This window comes from Pseudomonas sp. Y39-6 (assembly GCF_023651955.1).
GTDB lineage: Bacteria > Pseudomonadota > Gammaproteobacteria > Pseudomonadales > Pseudomonadaceae > Aquipseudomonas > Aquipseudomonas veronii.
In genome coordinates this window covers 2941277-2966021 of the sequence record NZ_CP069594.1, presented here as the reverse complement: position 1 = coordinate 2966021, position 24745 = coordinate 2941277, and the positions used below count along the sequence as shown (strand labels likewise).

Annotated in this window: 2 protein-coding genes; both read right to left on the bottom strand. The window is 65.9% G+C overall.

Annotated elements, in window-relative coordinates:
• Positions 1–128: 128 nt before the first annotated feature.
• Complete coding sequence (locus tag JN756_RS13580) at positions 129–10616, bottom strand: non-ribosomal peptide synthetase (RefSeq protein WP_250690882.1); 10488 nt, start codon at positions 10614–10616, stop codon at positions 129–131.
• Positions 10617–10619: 3 nt separating this feature from the next.
• Positions 10620–24653, bottom strand: coding sequence for a non-ribosomal peptide synthase/polyketide synthase (locus JN756_RS13575; RefSeq protein ID WP_250690881.1), 14034 nt, complete (start codon positions 24651–24653; stop codon positions 10620–10622).
• Positions 24654–24745: the final 92 nt, after the last annotated feature.

Below are 24745 nucleotides of genomic sequence, written 5' to 3'. Positions count from 1 at the left end.
GGCTCCAACCCTAACGCCCCGTGCATTCATTTGCCCGGGGCGTTTTTGCAGGGGCCGGTCGTTGCCCCCCCACGAAAAAGCCCCCGATCACCATCAGTGGCCGGGGGCTTGTTCGTTCAGGCCCGGTGTTACGCCATCGCGTCGGCGAAGCTGCGCACGAACGCGGCGTTGTCGATCAACCGATCGTGACTGGTCTCGATCAGCACCGAACGTTCAATCCGGGACTGGCCGGCGACCTCCAGCATGCTCGCCTCAATCAACCGATGATGCACACCCGTGCGGCTCAAGGTCGCCCACCAGCAACTGATCGGCGCCTTGATCGCCTTGAAATCGGCATCATGCAGGCGCTGGCCCAGCATGCGGTCGACCTCCCACGAGATTTGCGCCTCATGGCCGCTGAGCAACTCTTCCTTGAGTTCATGGAAGCGCTCACCCAGCACATCCCCGGCCCACTGGTTGAACCCGGCCCATTGCTCATCGTCGCCGTCAACCGTGGCCTGCTGGCCCGACCACTTGGCATGGATCTGCGCCGTGAACTCAGGGAACATCGCGCCCAACAATTCCACGCGCCGGTCATTGGCGGATATTTCGCGCTCATCGACCATCACCGCCGTGTCCCAGAAGGGCTTGACCCACTGGGGTGGCGATGCGTCGATCCAGCCCACGCATTCCACTTCCCGCCCAGCCTGCTCCAGGCCATGGGCAACTTCCATCGCCAGGTTGCCGCCCAGGGACCAGCCCGCCAGACGGAAGGCCCCTTCCGGCTGCGCCGTCAACAATTGCGCGGTGTAGTCCTCGACCATCTCGTGCCAGGCCGGCACTTCACTGCCCTCCTCGGCCAACGCCCGGCAGATCACGCCCATTACCGGCCGCTGCTCGCGCAACGCCAGGGCAATGGCCTTGTAGCAATGCACCGAACCATAACTGGGGTGGAACAAGTACAACGGTGTGCCACGGGTCTGGCTGTTCAACCTGACGATCAACGAGTTGCCGGCCTGACCATTGACACAGGCCACCTGCCCCGCAACCGTCGGGTTGAGCATCAGCTGACTCACCGAAAGCTCGACGCCGGTAGCCTTGCGGATACGCTCCTTGAGCATCAACACCAGTAACGAGTGCCCGCCCAGCTCGAAGAAGTTGTCCTCCACCCCCACCTGTTCAAGGCCCAGGACCTCGCGCCAGGCGAGCACAACGGTGTGCTCCAGCGGGTTGCTCGGCGCAACGAAGTGCCGCTGATGCACGCTGGCGTCCGGTGCCGGCAGGGCCTTGCGGTCTAACTTGCCGTTGGGGCTCAAGGGCATGCGGTCCAGCACGACCCATTGCGCAGGCACCATGTAGTCGGGCAAATGCGCCAGCAAGTGATGACTCAGGGCATCACGCCAGGCGGCGGCCGGGTCGTGCAACACCAGGTAGCCCACCAGATGCTTGCCATCCTGCACTTGCACCGATGCTTCACGCACCTGCGGATGCTCCAGCAGGCGCGCTTCGATTTCGCCCAGCTCGATCCGCAAACCACGCAACTTGACCTGATGATCCAGGCGCCCCAGGTATTCAATCACGCCATCCATGCGCTGACGGACCCGGTCCCCGGTACGATACAACCGCGCGCCAGGCTGGAACGGGCACGGCACAAAGCGCTCGGCGGTCAGGCCGGAACGGCGATGGTAACTGCGCGCCAGCCCGACCCCGCCCAGGTACAACTCACCGGCAACACCCGCGGCAACCGGCTGCAACTGCGCATCCAGCACATGGGTGCGCAGGTTGGCGATCGGCTGGCCAATCGGCACGCTGTCGCGGTTTTCATCGACACACGTCCAATGGGTCACATCGATGGCCGCCTCGGTCGGGCCGTACAGGTTGAACAGCCCGGCCTTGGGCAGTTTGGCGAACACCTGTTGCTGGGCGTCCACCGGCAGGGCTTCGCCGCTGCAAATGATGCGTTGCAGGCCCTGGCAACTGCCGGCCTGCGAGTCCTGGAGGAACGCCTGCAACATCGAGGGCACGAAGTGCAAAGTGGTGACCTGGTGTCGATTGATCAACGTCACCAGGCGCGACGGCTCCCGATGATCACCCGGAGCCGCCATGACCAACCGTGCGCCGCTCATCAACGGCCAGAAGAACTCCCAGACCGACACGTCAAAACTGAACGGCGTCTTTTGCAGCACCGTATCACTGGCATCCAGTGCATACGCTTGCTGCATCCACAGCAATCGGTTGGTCAATGCACAGTGGCGGTTACCGGCGCCCTTCGGCTGCCCGGTGGAACCGGAGGTGTAGATGACATAAGCGAGGTTTTCGGCCTCGACGGCGACCTCGGGATTGAAGGTGGCAAACCCTGCCAGCCAGCTGTCACCCTGCTCCACCACCAGGCACTGTACGCAGTCACCGATGGGCAACGACGCTACCAGATGCGCCTGCGTCAACAGCAGTTGCACCCCACTGTCCCGCAGCATGTAGGCCAGGCGCTCGCGCGGGTATTCCGGGTCCAGCGGCACATAGGCGCCGCCAGCCTTGAGCACGGCCAGAAGCGCCACCACCATCTCCACCGAACGCTCCATCGCCACGCCCACCAACAGGTCTGGCCCGACACCGGCCTGTATCAGGCGGTGCGCCAGGCGGTTGGCACGAGCATTCAGCTGGGCGTAAGTGAGCACTTCGCAATCAAACAGCAATGCCTGGGCAGCCGGCGTGCGTTCGGCTTGCGCTTCGATCAACTGCTGCACGCTCTGCTGCAACGGGTAATCCTGCGCCGTGTCGTTCCACTGCTCGACCATCACCTGCTGCTCCAGACGCTCCAGCATCGGCAACTGGGTGACCCGCTGATTCGGATCGCCGAGCATGCCCTGCAACAGGTTCTGCCAATGGCGGGCCATGCGTTTGGGTGTCGCGGCGTCGAACAGATCAGTGGCGTAAGTCAGGGTCGCCCACAGCCCTTCGGCGGTCTCCTGGGTGTCCAGGCTCAAGTCGAACTGCGCGGTCTGCGTGCCCCACTCCAGCCCTTCAACCCTCAGGTCGGCAAGCTGCTGGCCGCTGTTGGCCAGGCGCGCTTCGCTCTGGTGATTGAACATCACCTGGAACAACGGGTTATGGCTCAGGCTGCGCTCGGGTTGCAGCGCCTCGACCAATTGCTCGAAGGGCAGGTCCTGATGGCTCTGGGCATCCAGGGCCCGCCGCTTGGCCTGCTGCAACAACTGGGTGACGGTCAGTTGAGCATCGATATCGGCCTTGAGCACCTGGGTATTGACGAAGAACCCCACCAGCCGCTCGGTTTCGACCCGGCTGCGGTTGGCGATCGGCACACCGACGCGAATATCCTGCTGGCCGCTGTAACGGTGCAACAGGGTCTGCAACGACGCCAGCAGCACCATGAACAACGTGACCCCCTCACGCTGCGCCAGGGCCTTGAGCCCCTTCACCAGCGCCGGGTCCAGGACGACATCCAGGCTCGCCCCGCGATAGCTCTGCACCGAAGGTCGCGGCCGCTCGGCGGGCAGTTCCAGCACTGGCTGTTCACCGCCCAGCAGCGTTTGCCAGTAAGCCAATTGACGCTCGCGCTCGCCGCCCGCCATCCAGTCGCGCTGCCACTGGGCATAGTCGGCGTATTGAATCGGCAGCGCCGGCAATTGCAGCTCCTGGCCTTGACTGTAGGCCGCGTACAGTTGCACCAGCTCGTCGACCATCACCTGCATCGACCAGCCATCGGAGACGATGTGATGCTGCACCAGCACCAGCACGTGTTCGTCGTCAGCCAGGCGCAGCAGGGTCACCCGCAGCAGCGGGCCTTGTTGCAGGTCAAACGGTCGCGCGATCTCGGCTTGCACCAGGCGCTGCACATCCGCTTCGTCGGCATCGGCATGCAGGATCTCCACGGCACCCGCATCCCGGATCATTTGCAGAGCGCGGCCTGCGTCCTGGTACACCTGGGTGCGCAGGCTTTCATGGCGCGCCACCAGCGTTTCGAAACTGCGTTGCAGCGCGGCCTGGTCCAGCCAGCCACGCAGGCGCAGGGTGCTGGGGATGTGGTACGCGGCGCTCTGGGGGTCCAGTTGCCAGAGGAACCACTGGCGCTCCTGGGCATAAGACAATGCCAACGGCTGCTGGCGGCTGACGGGCAGAATCGCTGGCGCACTGTCCGTCTCGGCTGCCGAACGCTGCAGCGTCTCGACAAAACCCTGCAACCGCGGGTGTTCAAACAGGGTTCTGAGGGGAACTTCCCGGCCCAGCAACTGGCGCAGACGGGAGATGACCTGCATCGCCAGCAACGAGTGCCCCCCCGATTCAAAGAAGTGGTCGGCCAGGCCAACCCGTTCCAGGCCCAGAATTTCACCCCAGATCGCCGCCACGTCCTGCTCCAGCTCGCTCTGTGGCGCCACATACACCTGCTGCATCTGGCTCACATCAGGACGCGGCAGGCCCTTGCGATCGAGCTTGCCATTGGGGGTGAGCGGCATGCGCTCCAGGAACATCAGGTGCGAGGGCACCATGTAGTCCGGCAGGCGGGTTTTCAGGGCGCGGCGCAGGTTTTCACGGCAGGTGGACTGGGTCAACGCATCGTCCATCAGCACCGGATCCAGTGGCACCACATAGGCCACCAACTGCTTACCGTTCGGGCCTTCCTGAGCCACCACCACGGTTTCGCCAACGCTGTCCTGCTCGCGCAGACGCGCTTCGATCTCGCCCAGCTCGATACGGAAACCACGGATCTTCACCTGGTGGTCGACACGACCGAGGTAATCCACCACGCCATCCGGGCGGCCACGGGTCAGGTCGCCGCTGCGGTACACGCGGCTGCCGGGTTTGCCGAACGGGTCGGGGACGAAGCGTTCGGCGGTGAGTGCCGGACGTTCCAGATAACCGCGCGCCACGCCCTCGCCGCCCAAGTACAGCTCGCCAGCGACGCCGATGGGTTGCAGGTTGAGTTGGGCGTCGAGGATGTAGCCGCTGCGGTTGCCCAACAGCGTGCCGATCGGTGCGTACACGGCGCCGCAGGGATCGCCCTTGCGTGCTTTCCACAGCAACGGCGTGACCACGGTTTCGGTCGGGCCGTAGCCGTTGAACAGGTAGGTCGGCTTTAGCGCACGCCAGGCCAGGTCATAGCTCGCTTGCGCCACCGCGTCACCGCCAAAGCAATACACGCGCACCTTCGGCGGATTACCGTCGCGCTCGGCATGCTCGGCCAGTTGTTGCAGGTACACCGGCGGGAACACGGCCATGGTCACGTTGTGACGGTGCATTTGCGCGTAGGTGTATTCCGGCAGCCACAGGCTGTCATCGCGGATCAGCACGCTGGCGCCGTTGATCAGCGGGTGCATCCAGCCTTCGTGGGAGCCGTCGAAGGCGAAAGACATGAAGTGCAATTCGCAATCGGCCGGGCCGGTTTCGTAGCGTTCGCCGGTGGCGATGATATGCGCCACCAGCGGACCGTGGGCCACCGCCACACCCTTGGGCATGCCGGTGGAGCCGGAGGTGTAGATCACGTAGGCGAGGTTGTCGCCGTCGAGATCAACCGACGGCGCAGTGTCGCTGAAGCCGCTCCAGGTTTCGGTGCGGTCGATGGCGAGCGTATCCAGGCCTTCGGCAATCGGCAGTTGCTGCTGCACGGCAGTATGGGTCAACAGCAGCTTGGCGCGGCTGTCCTGCATCATGTACAGCAGGCGATCACGCGGGTATTCGACGTCCAGCGGCACGTAAACGCCGCCAGCTTTCAGCACCGCAAGGAACGCCACCATGATCTCCGCACTGCGCGGCATGGCAATCGCCACGCGCACTTCCGGGCCGACGCCACGGGCGATCAACGCGTGGGCCAACTGGTTGGCCTGGCGGTCCAGCTCGCCGTAGGTCAGGGTTTGCGTGTCGAACTTGATCGCGATCGCCTGCGGGTTTTCCCGCGCACGCTCGGCCACCAACTCGTGTACCAGGCGCCCGGCCGGGAAGCCGGCGTCGGATTGATTCCACAACTGCAGGATGTGCCGCTGTTCATCCCCGTCCAGCAGGTTCAACTGGCCGAGGGTCTGCTGCGGATCGGCGACCATCGCCTGCAACAGGTTCTGCCAATGCCGCGCCATACGCTGCACGGTCGAGGCTTCGAACAGGTCCTGGGCATACCCCAATGTGGCCCAGATACCTTCGGTGGACTCTTGAATATCCAGGTCCAGATCGAAATGCGCGGTCCGGCTTTCCCACTCCAGCCCTTCTACCCGCAGCGTCGGCAATTGGTGCTGGACCTGGGCCTGGCCGACGTCGGTCTGGTGGTTGAACATCACTTGGAACAACGGGTTGTGGCTCAGGCTGCGCTCGGGTTGCAGGGCCTCCACCAATTGTTCGAACGGCAAGTCCTGGTGGGCCTGCGCCTCCAGCGCCCGTTGCCGGGTCTGCTGCACCACTTGCGCGACGCTCATCTGCCCGTGAATGTCGGCCTTGAGCACCTGGGTGTTGACGAAGAAGCCGATCAGGCGCTCGGTTTCACTGCGGTTGCGGTTGGCGATCGGCACGCCGACGCGGATGTCTTCCTGGCCGCTGTAGCGGTGCAGCAAGGTCTGGAACGAAGCCAGCAACAGCATGAACAGGGTCACGCCCTGTTGCTGGGCCAGGGTCTTGAGGTCGCGGGCGAGCGCGGGCGCCAGTTCGATCGGCAGGCGTGCGCCACGGTGGCTTTGCACCGCCGGGCGCGGGTGGTCGAACGGCAGCTCCAGCACGCTCTGCTCACCGCCGAGCCGGTCGCGCCAGTAGTTCAGTTGGCGATCCTTCTCGCCCGCCTCCATCCAACGGCGCTGCCACACGGCGTAATCGGCGTACTGGAGCGGCAGCGCCGGCAATACCAGGGTCTGACCCTGGCTGTAAGCCGCGTAGTGCTGCACCAGTTCCTCGACCATCAGTTGCATCGACCAGCCATCGGAGACGATGTGATGCTGCACCAGCACCAGCACATGCTCATCGGCGGTCAGGCGCAGCAGGCAGACACGCAGCAACGGCCCTTGTTGCAGGTCGAAGGGCTGGGCGATCTCGGCTTCTACGCGGGCCTTCAGCGCAGCTTCATCGACATCGGCGCACGCGATGGGCAACGACACCTGCGGTTCAATCACTTGAACCGTGCGCTCGCGCTCCTGGCGCAGGGAGGTGCGCAGGCTTTCATGACGGGCCAGCAAGGCGTCGAAACTGCGCTGCAACGCCGCGCGGTCAAGCTGGCCTTTCAGGCGCAGCGCGCTGGGGATGTGGTACGCCGCGCTGTGCGGCTCCAACTGCCAGAGAAACCACTGGCGCTCCTGGGCATACGACAGCGGCAACGGCTGGTCGCGCCCGGCCGGCAGTAGGGCCGGGGCTTTCGGGGCGGCGGGATCGGAGGTCGTCAAGGCAGCGACAAAGCCTGCCAGGCGCGGCTGCTCGAACAGCGTCTTGAGCGGGACTTCCAGGTCCAGGGCCTGGCGAATGCGCGAGACCACTTGCATGGCCAGCAGGGAATGCCCGCCCAGTTCAAAGAAATGATGGGCCAGGCCGACACGCTCGACGCCAAGGATATCGGCCCAGATCGCCGCGATCTGTTGCTGCAGCGGCGTGACCGGTGCCAACCATGCCTGCTGTGCCGAGCCGCCGGCGGGTGTCGGCAGGGCCTGGCGGTCGAGCTTGCCGTTGGGGTTCAAGGGCATGCGCTCGAGGAAGATCAGGTGCGCCGGCACCATGTAATCGGGCAGTTGCTCGCGCAAAGTGGCCTTGAGCTGTTCGGCGGCGCTCACCTGCTGCGGCTCGGACAATGGCTGCGTCGCCACCAGATAGGCCACCAACTGATTGTCGGCGACCAGCACGAAAGCCTCACGGACGTCATCCTGGGCCAGCAGCAGCGCCTCGATTTCACCCAGCTCGATACGGAACCCACGGATCTTCACCTGGTGATCGACGCGGCCGACGTATTCGATCACCCCGTCGGCGCGATAACGCGCCACGTCGCCGGTGCGATAAAGACGCTCGCCCAGGCGGCCGAACGGGTCGGCGACAAAGCGCTCGGCGGTCAGGCCCGGGCGTTGCAGGTAAGCACGCGCCAAGCCGCTGGCACTGGCGATGTAGAGTTCGCCCACGGCGCCGACCGGCAACAGGTTGAGGTCGCCGTCCAGCACATACAACGCCCGCCCCGGCAACGCGCGGCCAATCGGGCTGGCGCTGCCGCTGATCACCCCATCGTCGGCGCTGCAATCGAGCACGCTGGACACCACCGTGGCCTCGGTCGGCCCGTAGGTGTTGAGCAGCCGCACGTGCCCCAGCCCGGCCCGGCGCCACATCGCCGGGCCGTCCAGGGGCATGGCTTCGCCGCCGATATGCACCTGGCGCAAGGCCCCGTAAGACCGTGGGCCCGCCGCCAGGCAATCGTGCAGGAACAGTTTCCAGTAAGCCGTCGGCAAGTCGGCCAGGGTGATGCCCTGATCGATGATCTGCCGGTACAGGTCGGCGCCGTCCCACAACTGCGGGCCGCGCAACACCACGGTGGCGCCCAGGGTCAGCGCCGGGTACAGCTGCTCGACGAAGCCGTCGAAGTTCAAGGTGGCGAACTGCAGCACCCGATCCTGTGGGACCAGGCGCGAGTAGTCGGCCGCGATGCCGGCGAACTCACTCAGCGCCGCGTGGCTGATGGCAACGCCCTTGGGTTTGCCGGTGGAGCCCGAGGTGTAGATCACGTAAGCCAGGCTCTGCGGCTCGACGTCGAGCGCCGGAGCGTGTTCGGCATACGGCGCCAACGTCGCGTGGGCCAGGTCGATATCCAGGCAGGTCAACGACCCGGCCAACGGCAGGCGCTCACGCAGGTGAGACTGAGTCAACACCAGGCGCACGCCACTGTCCTCGAGCATATGCACCAGGCGCTCGCGCGGATACTCAGGGTCAAGCGGCACGTAGGCACCGCCCGCCTTGAGCACCGCCAACAGGCTGACCACCATGGCAAAGGAACGCTCGACGGCGATACCGACCAGGCCGTCCGGGCCGATCCCCTGGTCGATCAGGTAGTGCGCCAGACGATTGGCCTGGCGGTTCAGTTCGCCATAGCTGAGCGTCTGGTCATCCAGGGCCAGCGCCTGGCGTTCAGGATGCTGGCGGGCCTGGGCCTCGAACCGGTGGTGTACGGCTTGTGCGACGGCGACGCTGGCCGGCGCGTTCCAATCCTGGAGCATCGTCTGCTGCTGCGCACGGTCGAGCATCGGCAGCGCGCTAAGACGGCTGCGCGGCGCACTCACCAGCGCCTGGAGCAGGTTTTGCCAATGTTGCGCAAAGCGCTCGATGGTCGCCGCCTCGAACAAGTCGGTGGCGTAGGTCAGCGCGGCCCACAGGCCTTCAGCGGATTCATGGGTGTCCAGGCTCAGGTCGAAATGGGTGATCTGGTTGTCCCAGTCCAGTTCCGTCACGCGCAGGCCGGGCAGGTGCTGGCCGTCACCGCTGGCCTGGGTGTCGGTCTGGTGGTTGAACATCACCTGGAACAACGGGTTGTGGCTCAGGCTGCGTTCGGGCTGCAACGCCACCACCAACTGTTCGAACGGCAGGTCCTGGTGCGCCTGGGCTTCCAGGGAACGATGCTTGGTCTGCTGCAACAGTTCGGCAAACGTCATCTGCCCGTCGAGATCGGCCTTGAGCACCTGGGTGTTGACGAAAAAGCCAATCAGCCGCTCGGTTTCGACGCGGTTGCGGTTGGCATTCGGTACGCCGATGCGAATATCCGCTTGGCCGCTGTAGCGAAACAGCAGGGTCTGGAACGACGCCAGCAGGAGCATGAACGGCGTCACGCCTTCTTGCTGCGCCAGGCGCTTGAGGCCCGCCACCAGGTCCGCCTGCAGCTGCACCTGCAGGCTCGCGCCGCGATGGCTTTGCTGCGCGGGGCGCGGGTGATCGAGGGGCAATTCCAGCACGGGTTGCTCACCGCCCAGCAGGTCCTGCCAGTACGCCAACTGGCGGGCCCTCTCCCCGGCCTCCATCCAGTTGCGTTGCCACAGCGCGTAGTCGGCGTACTGGATCGGCAAGCCCGGCAGGCTAAGGTCCTGGCCCTGACTGTAGGCGGCATACAACTGCACCAGTTCCTGGACCATCACTTGCATCGACCAGCCATCGGAAACGATGTGGTGCTGCACCATCACCAGCACATGCTCATCTTCCGCCAGTTGCAACAGGGTCACGCGCAACAGCGGCCCTTGTTGCAGATCGAACGGGCGGGCGACCTCGGCTTCGACCCGCGCCATCAGTTGCGCCTCGTGAACAACCTCCTGCCGGATCTCGACACTCGCCTCGGGCTCGATGGTTTGCAACAGCTGCTCACCGTCCTGGATCAGCCGGGTGCGCAGGCTTTCGTGGCGCGCCAGCAGGCTGTCGAAGCTGCGCTGCAACGCCGCCAGGTCCAGGCGCCCCTGCAAGCGCAATGCGCCGGGGATGTGGTAGGTGGCGCTGTCCGGGTCCAACTGCCACAGGAACCACTGGCGCTCCTGGGCATAGGACAGCGGCAGGCGTTGGCCATCCTCGCGGATCGAAGCAATCGGCAGTTGGGCGAAGCTCATGCCACGGCTTTGCAGGCGCTGATAAAACTGCTGGCGCTGTTCCAGCGGCAGGCGAAGAAAGCGCGAAACCAGATCGATATTAGGGTTGGAACGCATGGGTCAAATCGCCTCTAGTTCGCTCAAAAAGTCACGAAGGTCGTCGAAATCTTGCGTGCTGCCGGCGCGGAAGGTGGCAGCGGCCTGCACGTAGGCGCGCAGGGTTTCGGTCTGGAACACTTCCACCAGCGGCACTTCCAGGCCCAGTTCGGCCTGGACCCGCGAGGTGATCTGGATCGCCAGCAACGAGTGGCCGCCGACCTCGAAGAAGTTGTCGTTCAGGCCCACGTGCGGCAGGCGCAGCACCTCGGCCCAGATCGCGGCGATCTGCTGTTCCAGCTCGGTTTCGGGGGCGACGTAGGCCTGTTGCATCAGGCTCGCGTCCGGCTCGGGCAGGCCCTTGCGGTCGAGTTTGCCGTTGGGGGTCAGCGGCATTTGCGCCAGGAACATGAAGTGCGCGGGCACCATGTAATCCGGTAGGCGGGTTTTCAGGGCGCGGCGCAGGGTGTCGCGCCACTCGGCGTGGTTGGCCAGGCTGGCATCTGCCGGCACCACGTAGGCCACCAGTTGCTTGCCGGTCGGGCCTTCCTGAGCCACCACCACGGTTTCGCCAACGCTGTCCTGCTCGCGCAGCCGCGCTTCGATCTCGCCCAGCTCGATACGGAAACCGCGGATTTTCACCTGGTGGTCGACACGGCCGAGGTAATCCACCACGCCATCCGGGCGGCCACGGGTCAGGTCGCCGCTGCGGTACACGCGGCTGCCGGGTTTGCCGAACGGGTCGGGGACGAAGCGTTCGGCGGTGAGTGCCGGGCGTTCCAGATAACCGCGGGCCACGCCCTCACCGCCCAGGTACAGCTCGCCAGCGACGCCGATGGGTTGCAGGTTGAGTTGGGCGTCAAGGATGTAGCCGCTGCGGTTGCCCAACAGCGTGCCGATCGGTGCGTACACGGCGCCGCAGGGATCGCCCTTGCGTGCTTTCCACAACAACGGCGTGACCACAGTTTCGGTCGGGCCGTAGCCGTTGAACAGGTAGGTCGGCTTTAGCGCACGCCAGGCCAGGTCATAGCTCGCTTGCGCCACCGCGTCACCGCCAAAGCAATACACGCGCACCTTCGGTGGGTTACCGTCGCGCTCGGCATGCTCGGCCAACTGTTGCAGGTACACCGGCGGGAACACGGCCATGGTCACGTTGTGACGGTGCATTTGCGCGTAGGTGTATTCCGGCAGCCACAGGCTGTCATCGCGGATCAGCACGCTGGCGCCGTTGATCAGCGGGTGCATCCAGCCTTCGTGGGAGCCGTCGAAAGCGAAGGACATGAAGTGCAATTCGCAATCGGCCGGGCCGGTTTCGTAGCGTTCGCCGGTGGCGATGATATGCGCCACCAGCGGACCGTGGGCCACCGCCACGCCCTTGGGCATGCCGGTGGAGCCGGAGGTGTAGATCACGTAGGCGAGGTTGTCGCCGTCGAGATCAACCGACGGCGCAGTGTCGCTGAAGCCGCTCCAGGTTTCGGTGCGGTCGATGGCCAGCGTATCCAGGCCTTCGGCAATCGGCAGTTGCTGCTGCACGGCGGTATGGGTCAACAGCAGCTTGGCGCGGCTGTCCTGCATCATGTACAGCAGGCGATCACGCGGGTATTCGACGTCCAGCGGCACATACACGCCGCCAGCTTTCAGCACCGCAAGGAACGCCACCATGATCTCCGCACTGCGCGGCATGGCAATCGCCACGCGCACTTCCGGGCCAACACCCCGGGCGATCAACGCGTGGGCCAACTGGTTGGCCTGGCGGTCCAGCTCGCCGTAGGTCAGGGTTTGTGCGTCGAACTTGATCGCGACTGCCTGCGGGTTTTCCCGCGCACGCTCGGCGACCAACTCGTGTACCAGGCGCTGGGCCGGGAAGCCGGCGTCGGATTGATTCCACAACTGCAGGATGTGCCGCTGTTCATCCCCGTCCAGCAGGTTCAACTGGCCGAGGGTCTGCTGCGGATCGGCGACCATCGCCTGCAACAGGTTCTGCCAGTGGCCGGCCATGCGTGCGATGGTCGCCGGGGCGAACAGGTCGGTGGCGTAGCTCAGGGACGCACGCAACAGCGTCTGGCTTTCCTCGACGTCCAGCGCCAGGTCGAATTGGGCGACGCCTTCATCCCAACTCAGGACCTCGACGTCAAGCTCGGTGAGGCGCTGCCAATGGCTATCGACCGACGTCACGCGGTGGTTGAACAACACCTGGAACAGCGGGCTGAGGCTCAGGCTGCGCTCGGGCTGCAAGGCCTCCACCAACTGCTCGAACGGCAGGTCCTGATGGGCCTGGGCCTCAAGGGAGCGTTGACGCGTCTGGTGCAGCAAGTGCTCGACGCTCATCTGCCCGTGGATATCGGCCTTGAGCACCTGGGTGTTGACGAAGAAGCCGATCAACCCTTCGGTTTCCAGGCGATTGCGGTTGGCAATCGGCACGCCGACGCGCACGTCCTCCTGACCGCTGTAGCGGTGCAGCAAGGCCTGGTACGACGCCAGCAACACCATCGGCAACGTCACCCCGGTGCGCTGCGCCAGGCTGCGCAAACCGGCGAGCAACGGCGCCGCCAGCTCAATACCCAGGCGCGCGCCACGGTGGCTTTGCAGCGCTGGGCGCGGGTAGTCGACCGGCAATTCCAGCACCGGTTGCACACCGCCCAGTTGCTCACGCCAGTAAGCCAGTTGACGCGCGGTCTCACCGGCCTCCATCCATTGACGCTGCCACAGGGCGTAGTCGGCGTACTGGATCGGCAAGGCCAGCAGGTGCGGCGTGGTTCCCTGGCTGAACGCGGCGTAGAGCTGCACCAGTTCTTCGACCATCAGTTGCATCGACCAGCCATCCGAGACGATATGGTGCTGCACCAGCACCAGCACGTGGTCATCCTCAGCCAGGCGCAGCAACGTGACCCGCAGCAACGGCCCGCGCAGCAGGTCGAACGGACGCGCGACCTCGGCAGCGACCTGCGCCTTGAGCCCGGCTTCGTCGCTGTCGGCCTGGTCGACGTCGATCAGGCCCGATTCTTCAATCACTTGCCGTGTGCCGCTGGCGTCCTGATGCAGATGGGTGCGCAGGCTTTCGTGACGCGCCAGCAAGGTGTCGAAACTGCGTTGCAGCGCGGCCAGGTCCAGCGTGCCTTTCAGGCGCAGGGCGCTGGGGATGTGGTACGCGGCGCTGTGCGGGTCGAGTTGCCAGAGGAACCATTGGCGTTCCTGGGCATAGGACAGTGGCAACGGTTGGGTGCGGTCGGCCTTGAGCATGGCCGGTGCGACCACGCCCTCCTCGCCCAGCGCCGCGACGAAGTCACCCAGCGCCGGGTGTTCGAACAGGGTCTTGAGCGCCACTTCCAGCGCCAGCGCCTGGCGGACCCGCGACACCACGCGGGTGGCCAGCAGCGAATGCCCGCCCAGTTCGAAGAAGTGGTCGTCGAGGCCGACCTGAGGCACGCCCAGCACCTCGGCCCAGATCGCCGCCACCTGCTGTTGGCGCAGTGTGACGGGGGCGACATGGCCTTTGAGCAACAGGCTGGCGTCCACGCTGGGCAGAGCCTTGCGGTCGAGCTTGCCGTTGGGGGTCAAGGGCAGGCTGTCGAGGCACATCAGGTACGCCGGCACCATGTAGTCCGGCAAACGCTCGCGCAAGGCAGCTTGGTAGACCTGCGGCGTCTGTGGGGCGGAGGTCACCAGATAGGCAATCAAGCGGTCGTTGTCGGCCAGCACCACGGCTTCGCGCACGCCGGGGTGTTCGCGCAGGCAGGCTTCGATTTCGCCCAGTTCGATACGGAAACCGCGCACCTTGACCTGCTGGTCGACCCGGCCGATGTACTCCACCACGCCGTGGTCGCGGTAGCGCGCCAGGTCACCGGTACGGTACAGGCGTTCGCCCGGTGCGCCATAAGGGTTGGGCACGAAGCGTTCGGCAGTGAGCGCCGGCCGTGCGTGGTAACCGCGCGCCAGGCCGACACCGCCGATCAGCAGCTCACCGGCCGCGCCCAACGGGCATAGGCTGAGCCCGGCGTTGAGGATGAACAACGCGGTATTGGCAATCGGCCGCCCGACAAAAGGCTGCGGCGCCAACAGCCGATGGGCCGCCGACCAGATGGTGGTTTCCGTGGGGCCATACAGGTTCCACACCGGGCCTTGCAGATCGAGCAGACGCTGGGCCAGGTCGGCCGGCAGCGCTTCGCCGCCGCACAGTGCCTTGATGCCATGCAGCCGCTCGGCACGCGGGCTGTCCAGCAGCATCCGCCAGGTTGACGGCGTGGCTTGCAGCACATTGGCGCGCTGGTGGTGCGCCAGGTCGATAATCGCCTCCGGGTCGAGGGCCAGGGCCTGCTCGCTCAGCAGCACCGTGGCGCCAACCGTCAGCGGCACGTACAGCTCCAGGGCGAAGATGTCGAACGAGAACGTGGTCAGCGACAGCACCCGCGCCTCCCGGCCGATATCCAGGCTGGCGGCCATGCCGCAGGTGAAGCTGCACAGCCCGCGGTGGCGCACCATCACGCCCTTGGGCTGGCCGGTGGAGCCGGAGGTGTAGATCACGTAGGCCAGGTGTTCCGGGCTGACGTCCACTTGCGGGTTGTGTTCGCCAGCGTCGCTGTCATCGACCAGCAGCACGTGCAGGCCTTGCGGTTGCGCCAGTCGGCCGATCAGCGCTGGCTGGGTCAGCAGCACCCGGGCGCGGCTGTCTTCGAGCATGAACGCCAGGCGCTCCGCCGGGAACTGCGGGTCGAGCGGCACATAGGCGCCACCGGCCTTGAGGGTCGCCAGCAGGCCGACCGCCATGTCCAGGGAACGCTCTACATGCACCGCCACCAGCACGTCCGGGCCGACACCCGCCGCGATCAGGCGATGGGCCAGGCGATTGGCGCGGCGGTTGAGTTCGGCATAACTCAAGGCGTCGTCGTTGAATTGCACAGCGATGGCGTCGGGCTGGGCCAGGGCCTGCGCTTCGAACAGCTGATGCATACAGCGCTCGCGGGGGTAATCGAAGGCCGTGTGGTTCCACGCTTCGAGCATCTGCCGCCACTGCGCCGCGCTGAGCAGCGCCAGCTCGTCCAGGGGTTGGGAGGCATCGCGCACCACGGCGCGCAGCAGGTTCTGCCAATGCTCGGCCAGGCGCTCGATGGTCGCCGGTTCGAACAGGTCGGTGGCGTAGGTCAACGCAGCCCAGAGGCCATCGGCCGACTCCTCGGTTTCCAGGTTGAGGTCGAACTGGGTGCTGTGGCCGGCCCAATCCAACGGTTGCAGGTCCAGGCCTGGCAACTGCAGCGGGCCGGCGCGCAGGTTGTCCTGATGATTGAACATCACTTGGAACAACGGGTTATGGCTGAGGCTGCGTTCCGGTTGCAGCGCTTCCACCAGTTGTTCGAAGGGCAAGTCCTGATGGGCCTGGGCCTCCACCGCACGTTGCTTGACCTGGGCCAGCAAGCGGTCGAAGCCCATCTGCCCATGCAACTCGGCCTGCAGTACCTGGGTGTTGACGAAGAAGCCGATCAGCCGCTCGGTTTCCAGGCGATTGCGGTTGGCGATCGGCACCCCGACACGGATCGCGGACTGGCCGCTGTAGCGAAACAGCAAGGTCTGGAACGCGGCGAGCAGCAGCATGAACAGGGTCACGTCCTGACGCTGGGCGAGGGCCTTGAGTTCGGCGACCAGCGCGGCGTCCAGATGCAGTTGTCGGCGCGCGCCGCGATGGCTTTGCAGCGCCGGACGCGGGTGGTCCAGGGGCAGCTCCAGCAGCGGATGTTCGTTGCCCAGGCGGGCGCACCAATAATCGAGTTGGCGCTGTTTCTCCCCGGCGGCCATCCACTCGCGCTGCCACAGGGCATAGTCGGCATAGTGCAGCGGCAATGCCGGCAACGGCGCCTGGCCCTGATACAGGGCCAGCAGTTCGTCGACCATCACCTGCATCGACCCACCATCGGAGATGATGTGGTGCTGGGTGATTACCAGCACGTGGTGCTCCGCTTCGACGTGCAGCAACGTGACGCGCATCAGCGGGCCGTTGACCAGGTCGAACGGGCGCTGGATCTCCTGCGCCACCGTTGCTTCGATCGCGGCTGCAGCGATGTGCTGATGCGCCAGTGCAATCGCCAGGTGGGGGTGGATCACCTGCCAGGTCTGCTCGCCCTCCTCCACGAAGGTGGTGCGCAGCGGTTCATGGCGCTGCACCAGGGCGTGGAAAGCGTGTTCCAGCGCAGCGATATCCAACGGGCCGCGCAGGTGCAGTGCGGCGGGGACGTGATAGGCGGCGCTGGTCGGGTCCAGTTGCCAGAGGAACCATTGGCGCTCCTGGGCGAACGACAACGCCAGCGGCCGGTCACGCTCGGCCGCCTGCAGCGTCGGTGCCGTGTCGCCCTGCACGCCGGCGCACGCGGCCGCGAAGGCCTCCAGCGTCGGCTGCTCGAACAGCGCGCGCAACGGCACTTCCAGCTTGAGGTCATGGCGCACGCGGGAGATCACCTGGGTGGCCAGCAACGAATGGCCGCCGCGCTCGAAGAAATGGTCATCGAGCCCCACGCGCTCGACCTGCAACACCGCTTGCCAGATCGCTGCCAACCGGATCGCCAGCGGGCTGTGCGGGGCGCGGTGGGCCTGTCGGGGCTGGTTCAGGTCCGGTGCCGGCAGTGCGCGGCGGTCCAGCTTGCCGTTGTTGTTCAACGGCAAGGCATCGAGCACCACCCACTGCGCCGGCACCATGTAGTCGGGCAACACACGGTGCAAGGTCGCCGCCAGCGCCTGGGTGTCCAGGCGCTGGCCCTGGGTCGGCACCACGTAGGCCACCAATTGCGCACCCACGGCGCCCGGCTGCGCGATGACTGCCGCCTCACGCACCTGCGGCAAGCCTTGCAGGCTGGCCTCGATTTCGCCGATTTCGATACGGAAACCGCGAATCTTCACCTGATGATCGATGCGCCCGACGTACTCCAACGCACCGGCCTGGTTGTAACGGGCCAGGTCGCCACTGCGGTAGAGCCGCGCCCCCGGCACGGCGGAAAACGGGTCCGGCAGGAAGCGCTCGGCCGTCAGCGCCGGGCGGTCGAAATAGCCCTGGGCCAGGCCGTACTCGGCACCGATGCACAGCTCGCCGACGCCCTCGGTGGCCAACAGCTCGAACGCACTGTCGAGCACATACAGCGAACGGCCTTCGATGGCCTGGCCGATGGGCACGCCGAACGCGTCACTGGCATCCAGCAACTGGCAGTCATGCACGCTGGACACCACCGTGGCCTCGGTCGGCCCATAGGTGTTGACCAGCCGCACGTGGCCCAGGCCGGCGGCGTGCCAGGCGCGCAGGCCTTCCACCGACATGGCTTCGCCGCCCACATGCACCTGGCGCAGATTGCCCAGGGCGCGGTGTTCGACCGCACATTCCTTGGCCAGCAGGTACCAGTACGCCGCCGGCAAGTCAGCGAGGGTCACACCCTGCTCGACGATTTCCCGTGCCAGTTGCCCGGCGTCCCACAGTTCATCGCCACGCATGATCAACGCAGCGCCCACACACAGCGACGGGTAGCACTGCTCGACAAAGCCGTCGAAGCTGAACGTGGCGAACTGCAGTACACGGTCCGCTGCACACAGCCGGCTGTAGACCGCGGCGCTGTCGCAGAACTGGCCGAGGGCGGCGTGATCGATGGCCACGCCCTTGGGTTGGCCGGTGGAGCCGGAGGTGTAGATCACGTAGGCCAGGTCGGCGGCGCCCACGTGGCTGGGCGGATTGGCGCGCGGGTAAGCGGCCAACTCAGCGCCGGATGCGCTGAAGTCCACACGGATCAGACCTTGCGGCAGCGGCAGGTCGGCGAGCAGCCCGGTTTCGCTGAGCAGCAGGTCCACACGACTGTCCGCCAGCATGTAGGCCAGGCGTTCGTTGGGGTATTTCGGGTCCAGCGGCACATAGGCGGCGCCGCTTTTAAGTACCGCCAGCAGACTGACGATCAACTGCGGGCCACGTCGGCAGGCCAGGCCCACGCGCTGCCCAGGCCCCACGCCCAGCGCCAGCAGGCGATGGGCCAGGCGGTTGGCGTGGTCGTTGAGCTGGGCATAGCTCAAGCGCGCTTCGCCGGCCTGCACCGCCAGCGCATCCGGGGTGGCGGCGGCCTGGGCGGCAATGCGTTGATGCACGTGCAGCTCACGTAGGGCCGCGCCGGGTGCCCGGCCCAGGGCGAGCATGTCGCGCTGCGTGGTGGGGTCGAGCAGGCGCAAGTTGCCGAGCGGCGCCTGCGCATCGACGAGCAGTTGCACCAGCAGGTGCTGCAGGTTGGCGCTCAATCGCGCGACCTGATCGGCACTGAAACGCGCGCGGTCGTAGCTCCATTCCAGGCGCAGGCTGGCCCCCAGCTCAATCCCCAGGGTCAGCGGGTAGTGGGTGCGTTCATGGTTGTGCAAGCGGCCAAAGGTCAGGCCTGCGGGCGCGCCCTGTTTCAGGGCTTCGGCCACCGGGAAGTTTTCGAACACCAGCAAGGTGTCGAACAACGCGCCCTGCTGGCCCGCCCAGCCCTGGATGTCGTAGAGCGGCACATGTTCGTGATCGCGCAGGCTCAGGTTCAGCGCTTGCAGCTCGCTGAGCCAGCACGCGGCCGATTGGGCCGGCGCGGCCACGCAGACGAGCGGCAAGGTGTTGATAAACAGGCCCAGTTGCTGCTCGATCCCCGGCAGCGGCGCCGAACGCCCGGCGACGGTGGCACCGAACGCCACGCAATCCTGGCCGGTGTAGCGCTGCAGCAACAGGCTCCACGCCCCTTGCAGCAAGGTGTTGAGGGTGATTTTCTGGCGGCGGGCAAACTCGCCGAGCGCTTGGGTGAAGTCGCTGTCGAGCACCACCTGATGGTCGGCCATCCCTGTGGCGTGGGCCGGCACACGCAGCGCCTCCGCCAGCAAGGTGGGCGCTTGCAACGGCGCCAGCGTGGCTTTCCAGAAGGCTTCGCCCGACCCTTGTTGTTGCAGCCAACCCAGATAATCGCGGAACTGTCCCAGCGGTGCCGGCACGGTATGGCCGGCATAGTGGGCGATGACTTCGCCCAGCAATTGGGCGTTGCTCCAGCCATCCATCAGGATGTGGTGGCTGGTGAAAATCAGCTGCCAGGTCGCGCCGGCACCGCGTACCAGCAACAGGCGAAACAGCGGCGCCGCGTCGAGCGCGAAGCCCTTGTCGCGCTCGGCTGCGGCGAGGGCCTCGACGTCGGCGTCGGGGTCTTCGATGACTTGCAACGGCAAGTCGACCTGCCGCTGGATCAACTGATGGGCACTGTCCAGGCCCAGCCAGTGGAAGCTGCTGCGCAGGATGTCATGCCGCTGCAGCGCGGCCTGCCAGGCGCGACCGAACGCCAAAAGATCGAGGCCGCCGATGTCCAGGCGCAACTGGTTGATATAGGCCTGGGCCTCGGGCTCGTACAGGCTGTGGAACAGCATGCCCTGCTGCATCGGCGACAGCGGGTAGAGATCGGCAATGGCCGGTCCCGCGACGGGCAGCCCATCCAACTGGCGCTGGGTCAGACGCGCCAACGGGAAGTCCGACGGGGTGACCTGCCCTGCCGGCGTGGCACAACAATGCACGATCAGGGCCTTGAGTTCCGCCGCATAGTCATCCGCCAGGCGCTGGATCGTCGACACCTCGAACATCTCACGGCTGAAGCCCCACTGCAGGGTCAATTCCCCACCGTACACCTGGCCTTCCAGCGTCAACCAGTTGGCCAGCGGCGCTTCGGGGTCCTGGGCCTGACCGCTGCCCCCGGTGGCCGGCACGAACAGCGCCGATTGGTTGAACTGGCGATCGAATTGGCCCAGGTAGTTGAAGGTGATGCGCGGCGCGGCAAGGCTTGATAGGGCTTCGCGGGCGTCCGGTGTGCCGAGGTAACGCAACAGGCCGTAGCCGATGCCTTTATCGGGCACGCCCCGCAGTTGCTCCTTGACCGACTTGATCGCATCCGCCAACCCGCCCTCGGCCTGCAGGCGCAGCGGGAACAGGCTGGTGAACCAACCGACGGTACGGCTCAGGTCGACATTGTCGAACAGGTCTTCACGGCCATGGCCTTCCAGCTGGATCAGCGCAGCCGTCTGGCCGCTCCACCGGCAGATCACCCGCACCAATGCGCTCAGCAGCAGGTCGTTGACCTGGGTGCGATAGGCGGCCGGGGCGTCTTGCAGCAGTTGACGGGTGTGTTCGGCGTCAAGGCGGATTTCCAGCTTGGCGCCCAGGCGATTTTGCAGGCCGCCTTGCGGGTTGTCGCAAGGCAAATCGGCGTCGGCCGTCTGCGCCTGCCAGTACGCCAGTTGCGCGTCGAGGGTCTGTGCATGGGCCTGCAACTGCCGGGCCCACACTTGGTAGGCGCAGGTCTTGGCCGGCAGCGGCGCAGCGCCGTAGGCCTGTTGCAGGTCTTCGAGCAGGATGCGCCAGGACACGCCGTCCACCACCAGGTGATGGACCACCAGCAACAGGCGCTGGGTGCCGTCGGCCATGCTCACCAGAACGGCGCGCAGCAGCGGGCCTTGTTCAAGATCGAGGCTGCGCTGGGCCGCCTCGCAGAGTGCGGCCAGTTCTGTGTCGTCGCTGGCGTGGGATTGCCACAATCCGGGCGCGGCGATCGGCGCGGCATGGGTTTGCTGCCAGCCTTCGGCCTGCTCGACAAAACGCAGGCGCAAAGCGTCGTGATGATTGATCACCTGGGTCAAGGCCGCGTCGAGACGCGCAGGCTCCAGGGCTTCACGCGGGATCAACAGCAACGACTGGTTCCAATGTTCGCGCACCGGGATGGCCTGGGCGAAGAAGCTCTGCTGCACCGGAGTCAGCATCACCTCACCGCTGACCGGGCCCTGGTCGACGCTCGCGGCCTGCTCGAAGGTCGCCACCAACGCCAGGCTGCGCACGCTCTGGTACTGGAACAGGTCGCGCGGGCTGAGGCGAATGCCTGCCTGGCGCGCGCGGCTGACCACTTGGATGGAGATGATCGAATCGCCGCCCAGCTCGAAAAAATTGTCGTCCAGGCCGACCTGCGGGATGCCAAGCACATCGCCCCAGATTGCGGCCAGCGCCTGCTGCACGGGGCTTTGCGGGGCGCTATAGGCCTGCTGCGCGGCGGCGTCCGGCACTGGCAGCGCTTTGCGATCCAGCTTGCCATTGGCGGTCACCGGCAATTGATCCAGGTGCAGCATATGGGTCGGCACCATGTACTCCGGCAGGCTGCCGAGCAGCCACGCCTTGAGGTCGGTGGGCGCTTCGCCTTCCAACACCAGGTAGGCCACCAAGTGCTTGCCGCCCTGCACCAGCACCACCGCCTCACGCACGCCGGGATGCTGCAGCAGGCGCGTCTCGATTTCGCCCAGTTCGATGCGCAGACCGCGCAGTTTGACCTGATGATCGAGACGGCCGAGGTACTCGATCACGCCGTCGGCCCGCTGGCGCACGCGGTCGCCAGTGCGGTACACACGTGCGCCGTCAGCGAACGGGCTGGGCACGAAACGCTCGGCGGTCAGGGCCGCACGCCGGTGGTAACTGCGCGCCAGGCCGCTGCCGCCCAGGTAGAGCTCGCCGGAGACGCCGGCCGGCACCGGGTTGAGCTGGGCGTCGAGCACGTAGGTGTGGAGGTTGGCGATCGGGCGGCCGATGGGCACGCTGTCGGCGCCTTCATCGACACAGCTCCAGTGGGTCACGTCGATGGCCGCTTCGGTCGGGCCATAGAGGTTGAACAGAGCGGCCCGTGGCAGTTTGGCGAACACTTGGCTCTGCGCATCCAACGGCAAGGCCTCGCCGCTGCAGACGATGCGCTTGAGGCCAGTGCAGGCCTGCACGCCCGGCTCATGGATAAACGCCTGGAGCATCGACGGCACGAAATGCACGGTGGTGATTGCGTGTCGGCCAATGGTCGCAATCAGGCGCGCCGGCTCGCGGTGTTCGCCAGGGGCCGCGACCACCAGGCGCGCACCAGTCATCAACGGCCAGAAGAACTCCCACACCGACACGTCGAAGCTGAACGGGGTTTTCTGCAGCACCGCATCGCTGGCCTCCAGCGTGTAGGCCTGTTGCATCCAGCACAGGCGGTTGACCAGCGCGCGATGGCTGTTGCCGGCGCCCTTGGGTTGGCCGGTGGAGCCGGAGGTGTAGATCACATACGCGAGGTTCAGCCCGTGAATCGCCACGGCGGGCGCTTCGCAGCTGTAGCCATCGAGCCACAGCGCGGGCGCGTCCAGGGCAATCACCTGGACAGCCGCGACCGGCAGCGACGGCAGCAGGCTTTGCTGGCTGAGCAGCAGCTGGATGCCGCTGTCTTCGATCATGTAGGCCAGGCGTTCCGGGGGATATTCGGGGTCGAGCGGGACATAGGCAGCGCCGGCTTTGAGAATCCCCAGCAGGCCGACCACCATTTCGATCGAGCGCTCGATGCAAAGACCCACCAAGGCATCGGGGCCAACCCCCTGCTCGCGCAAGGCATGGGCCAACTGGTTGGCGCGGGCGTCGAGCTGGGCGTAGGTCAGCGTGGTCGCACCGAACACCAGCGCCGGCGCCTCCGGCGTGGCGCGCACCTGGTCTTCGATCAACTGATGAATGCCGCGCTCGCTCGGATAGGCCTGCGCGGTCTGGTTCCAGGCGCTCACCAGGACCTGCTGCTCATCGGCGGCGAGCATCGGCAACTCACCGACGCGCTGCTCGCCATCGGCGACCATGGCCTGCAACAGGCTGATCCAGTGCCGCGCCATGCGTGCGATGGATGGCGCGTCGAACAGGTCGTTGGCGTAGGTCAGCGCGGCATGCAGGGTGCCGGACTGTTCGTAGGTGTCGAGGGTCAGGTCGAACTGGGTGGTGCGGCCCTGCCACTCCACCGCGGCCAGTTCCAGGCCGGAGGCCGTGCGGATCGAGGCGATGTCGGCCACCACCGGCTGGTGGTTGTACATCACCTGGAACAACGGTGTATGGCTCAGGCTGCGCTCGACGTTCAGCGCTTCTACCAGGCGTTCGAAGGGCAAGTCCTGATGGGCCTGGGCGCCCAGGGCATGTTCCTTGATGGCGTGCAGCAGCTCGCTGACGCGGGTCTGCCCGGTCAGTTCGGTGCGCAGCACTTGGGTGTTGACGAAGAAACCGATCAGCCCTTCGACTTCGGTCCGGTTGCGGTTGGCGATCGGCACGCCGACGCGGATGTCGCCCTGGCCGGTGTAGCGATGCAGCAGCACATTGAACGCACCGAGCAGCAGCATGAACAGCGTGACGTTGTGTGTTTGCGCACAGCTGCGCAGTTGCGCGGCCAGATCCGGATCGATCGCGAAGGTGTGGCGCGTGCCCCTGTAGCTGGGCATGGCCGGGCGTGGGCGGTCGCTGGGCAATTCCAGAACCGGATGCTCATCACCCAGCCGCGCTTGCCAGTATTCCAGCTGACGCGCCTGCTCCCCTGCTTCCAGCCAGCGGCGTTGCCACAGGGCATAGTCGCTGTACTGGATCGGCAGCGCCGGCAGTTGCGGCGCCTCGTTGCGCTCATGCGCGTCGTAGAAACGGATGAACTCGTCGATCAAGACGTTCATCGACCAGCCATCGGAGACGATGTGGTGCAGGGTCAGCAGCAGCACGTGTTCCTGCTCGTCGAGTTTCAACAGCTGCACGCGCAGCAGCGGACCGTGCTCCAGATCGAACGGCAGCAGCGACTGGCGGGTGGCCGCGGCGTTGACGGCCTGCTCGCGTTCGGCGGGGGCCAGGTCGCTCAGGTCGTGCTGCTCGATCGCCAGCGCCGGCTGTGCCGCCACCTGCGCCAGACGCTCGTCGGCCTGGCGCTGGAACACCGTGCGCAGGGTTTCGTGACGCTCGACCAGGCTGGCGAACGCCTGCTGCATCGCGCCAAGGTTCAGCGCACCCTTGAGCCGCACGGCGCCCGGCAGGTTGTAGGCGCCGCTGGCCGGGTCCAACTGCCAGAGAAACCACATGCGTTGCTGTGCGTAGGACAGCGCATCGCGGTCCTCCACATCCACCCCGGCAGGAATCGGAAACCGCGAAAAATCCACCCCTTCCTTCTGCAACGCCTGGAGGAACAGCTGGCGTTTTTCCAGGGGCAACCCGATAAACCGGCGAGCAAGTTTCAAGGAGTCTTCAGCATTCATTTCTTGGAGTCCGGAGCAATAGGCGGGAAGCACAAAGGCACGTCGTCCCTATAAAACGAACCGGAGAGGGAAAAATTAGCGGGGGGATGGGA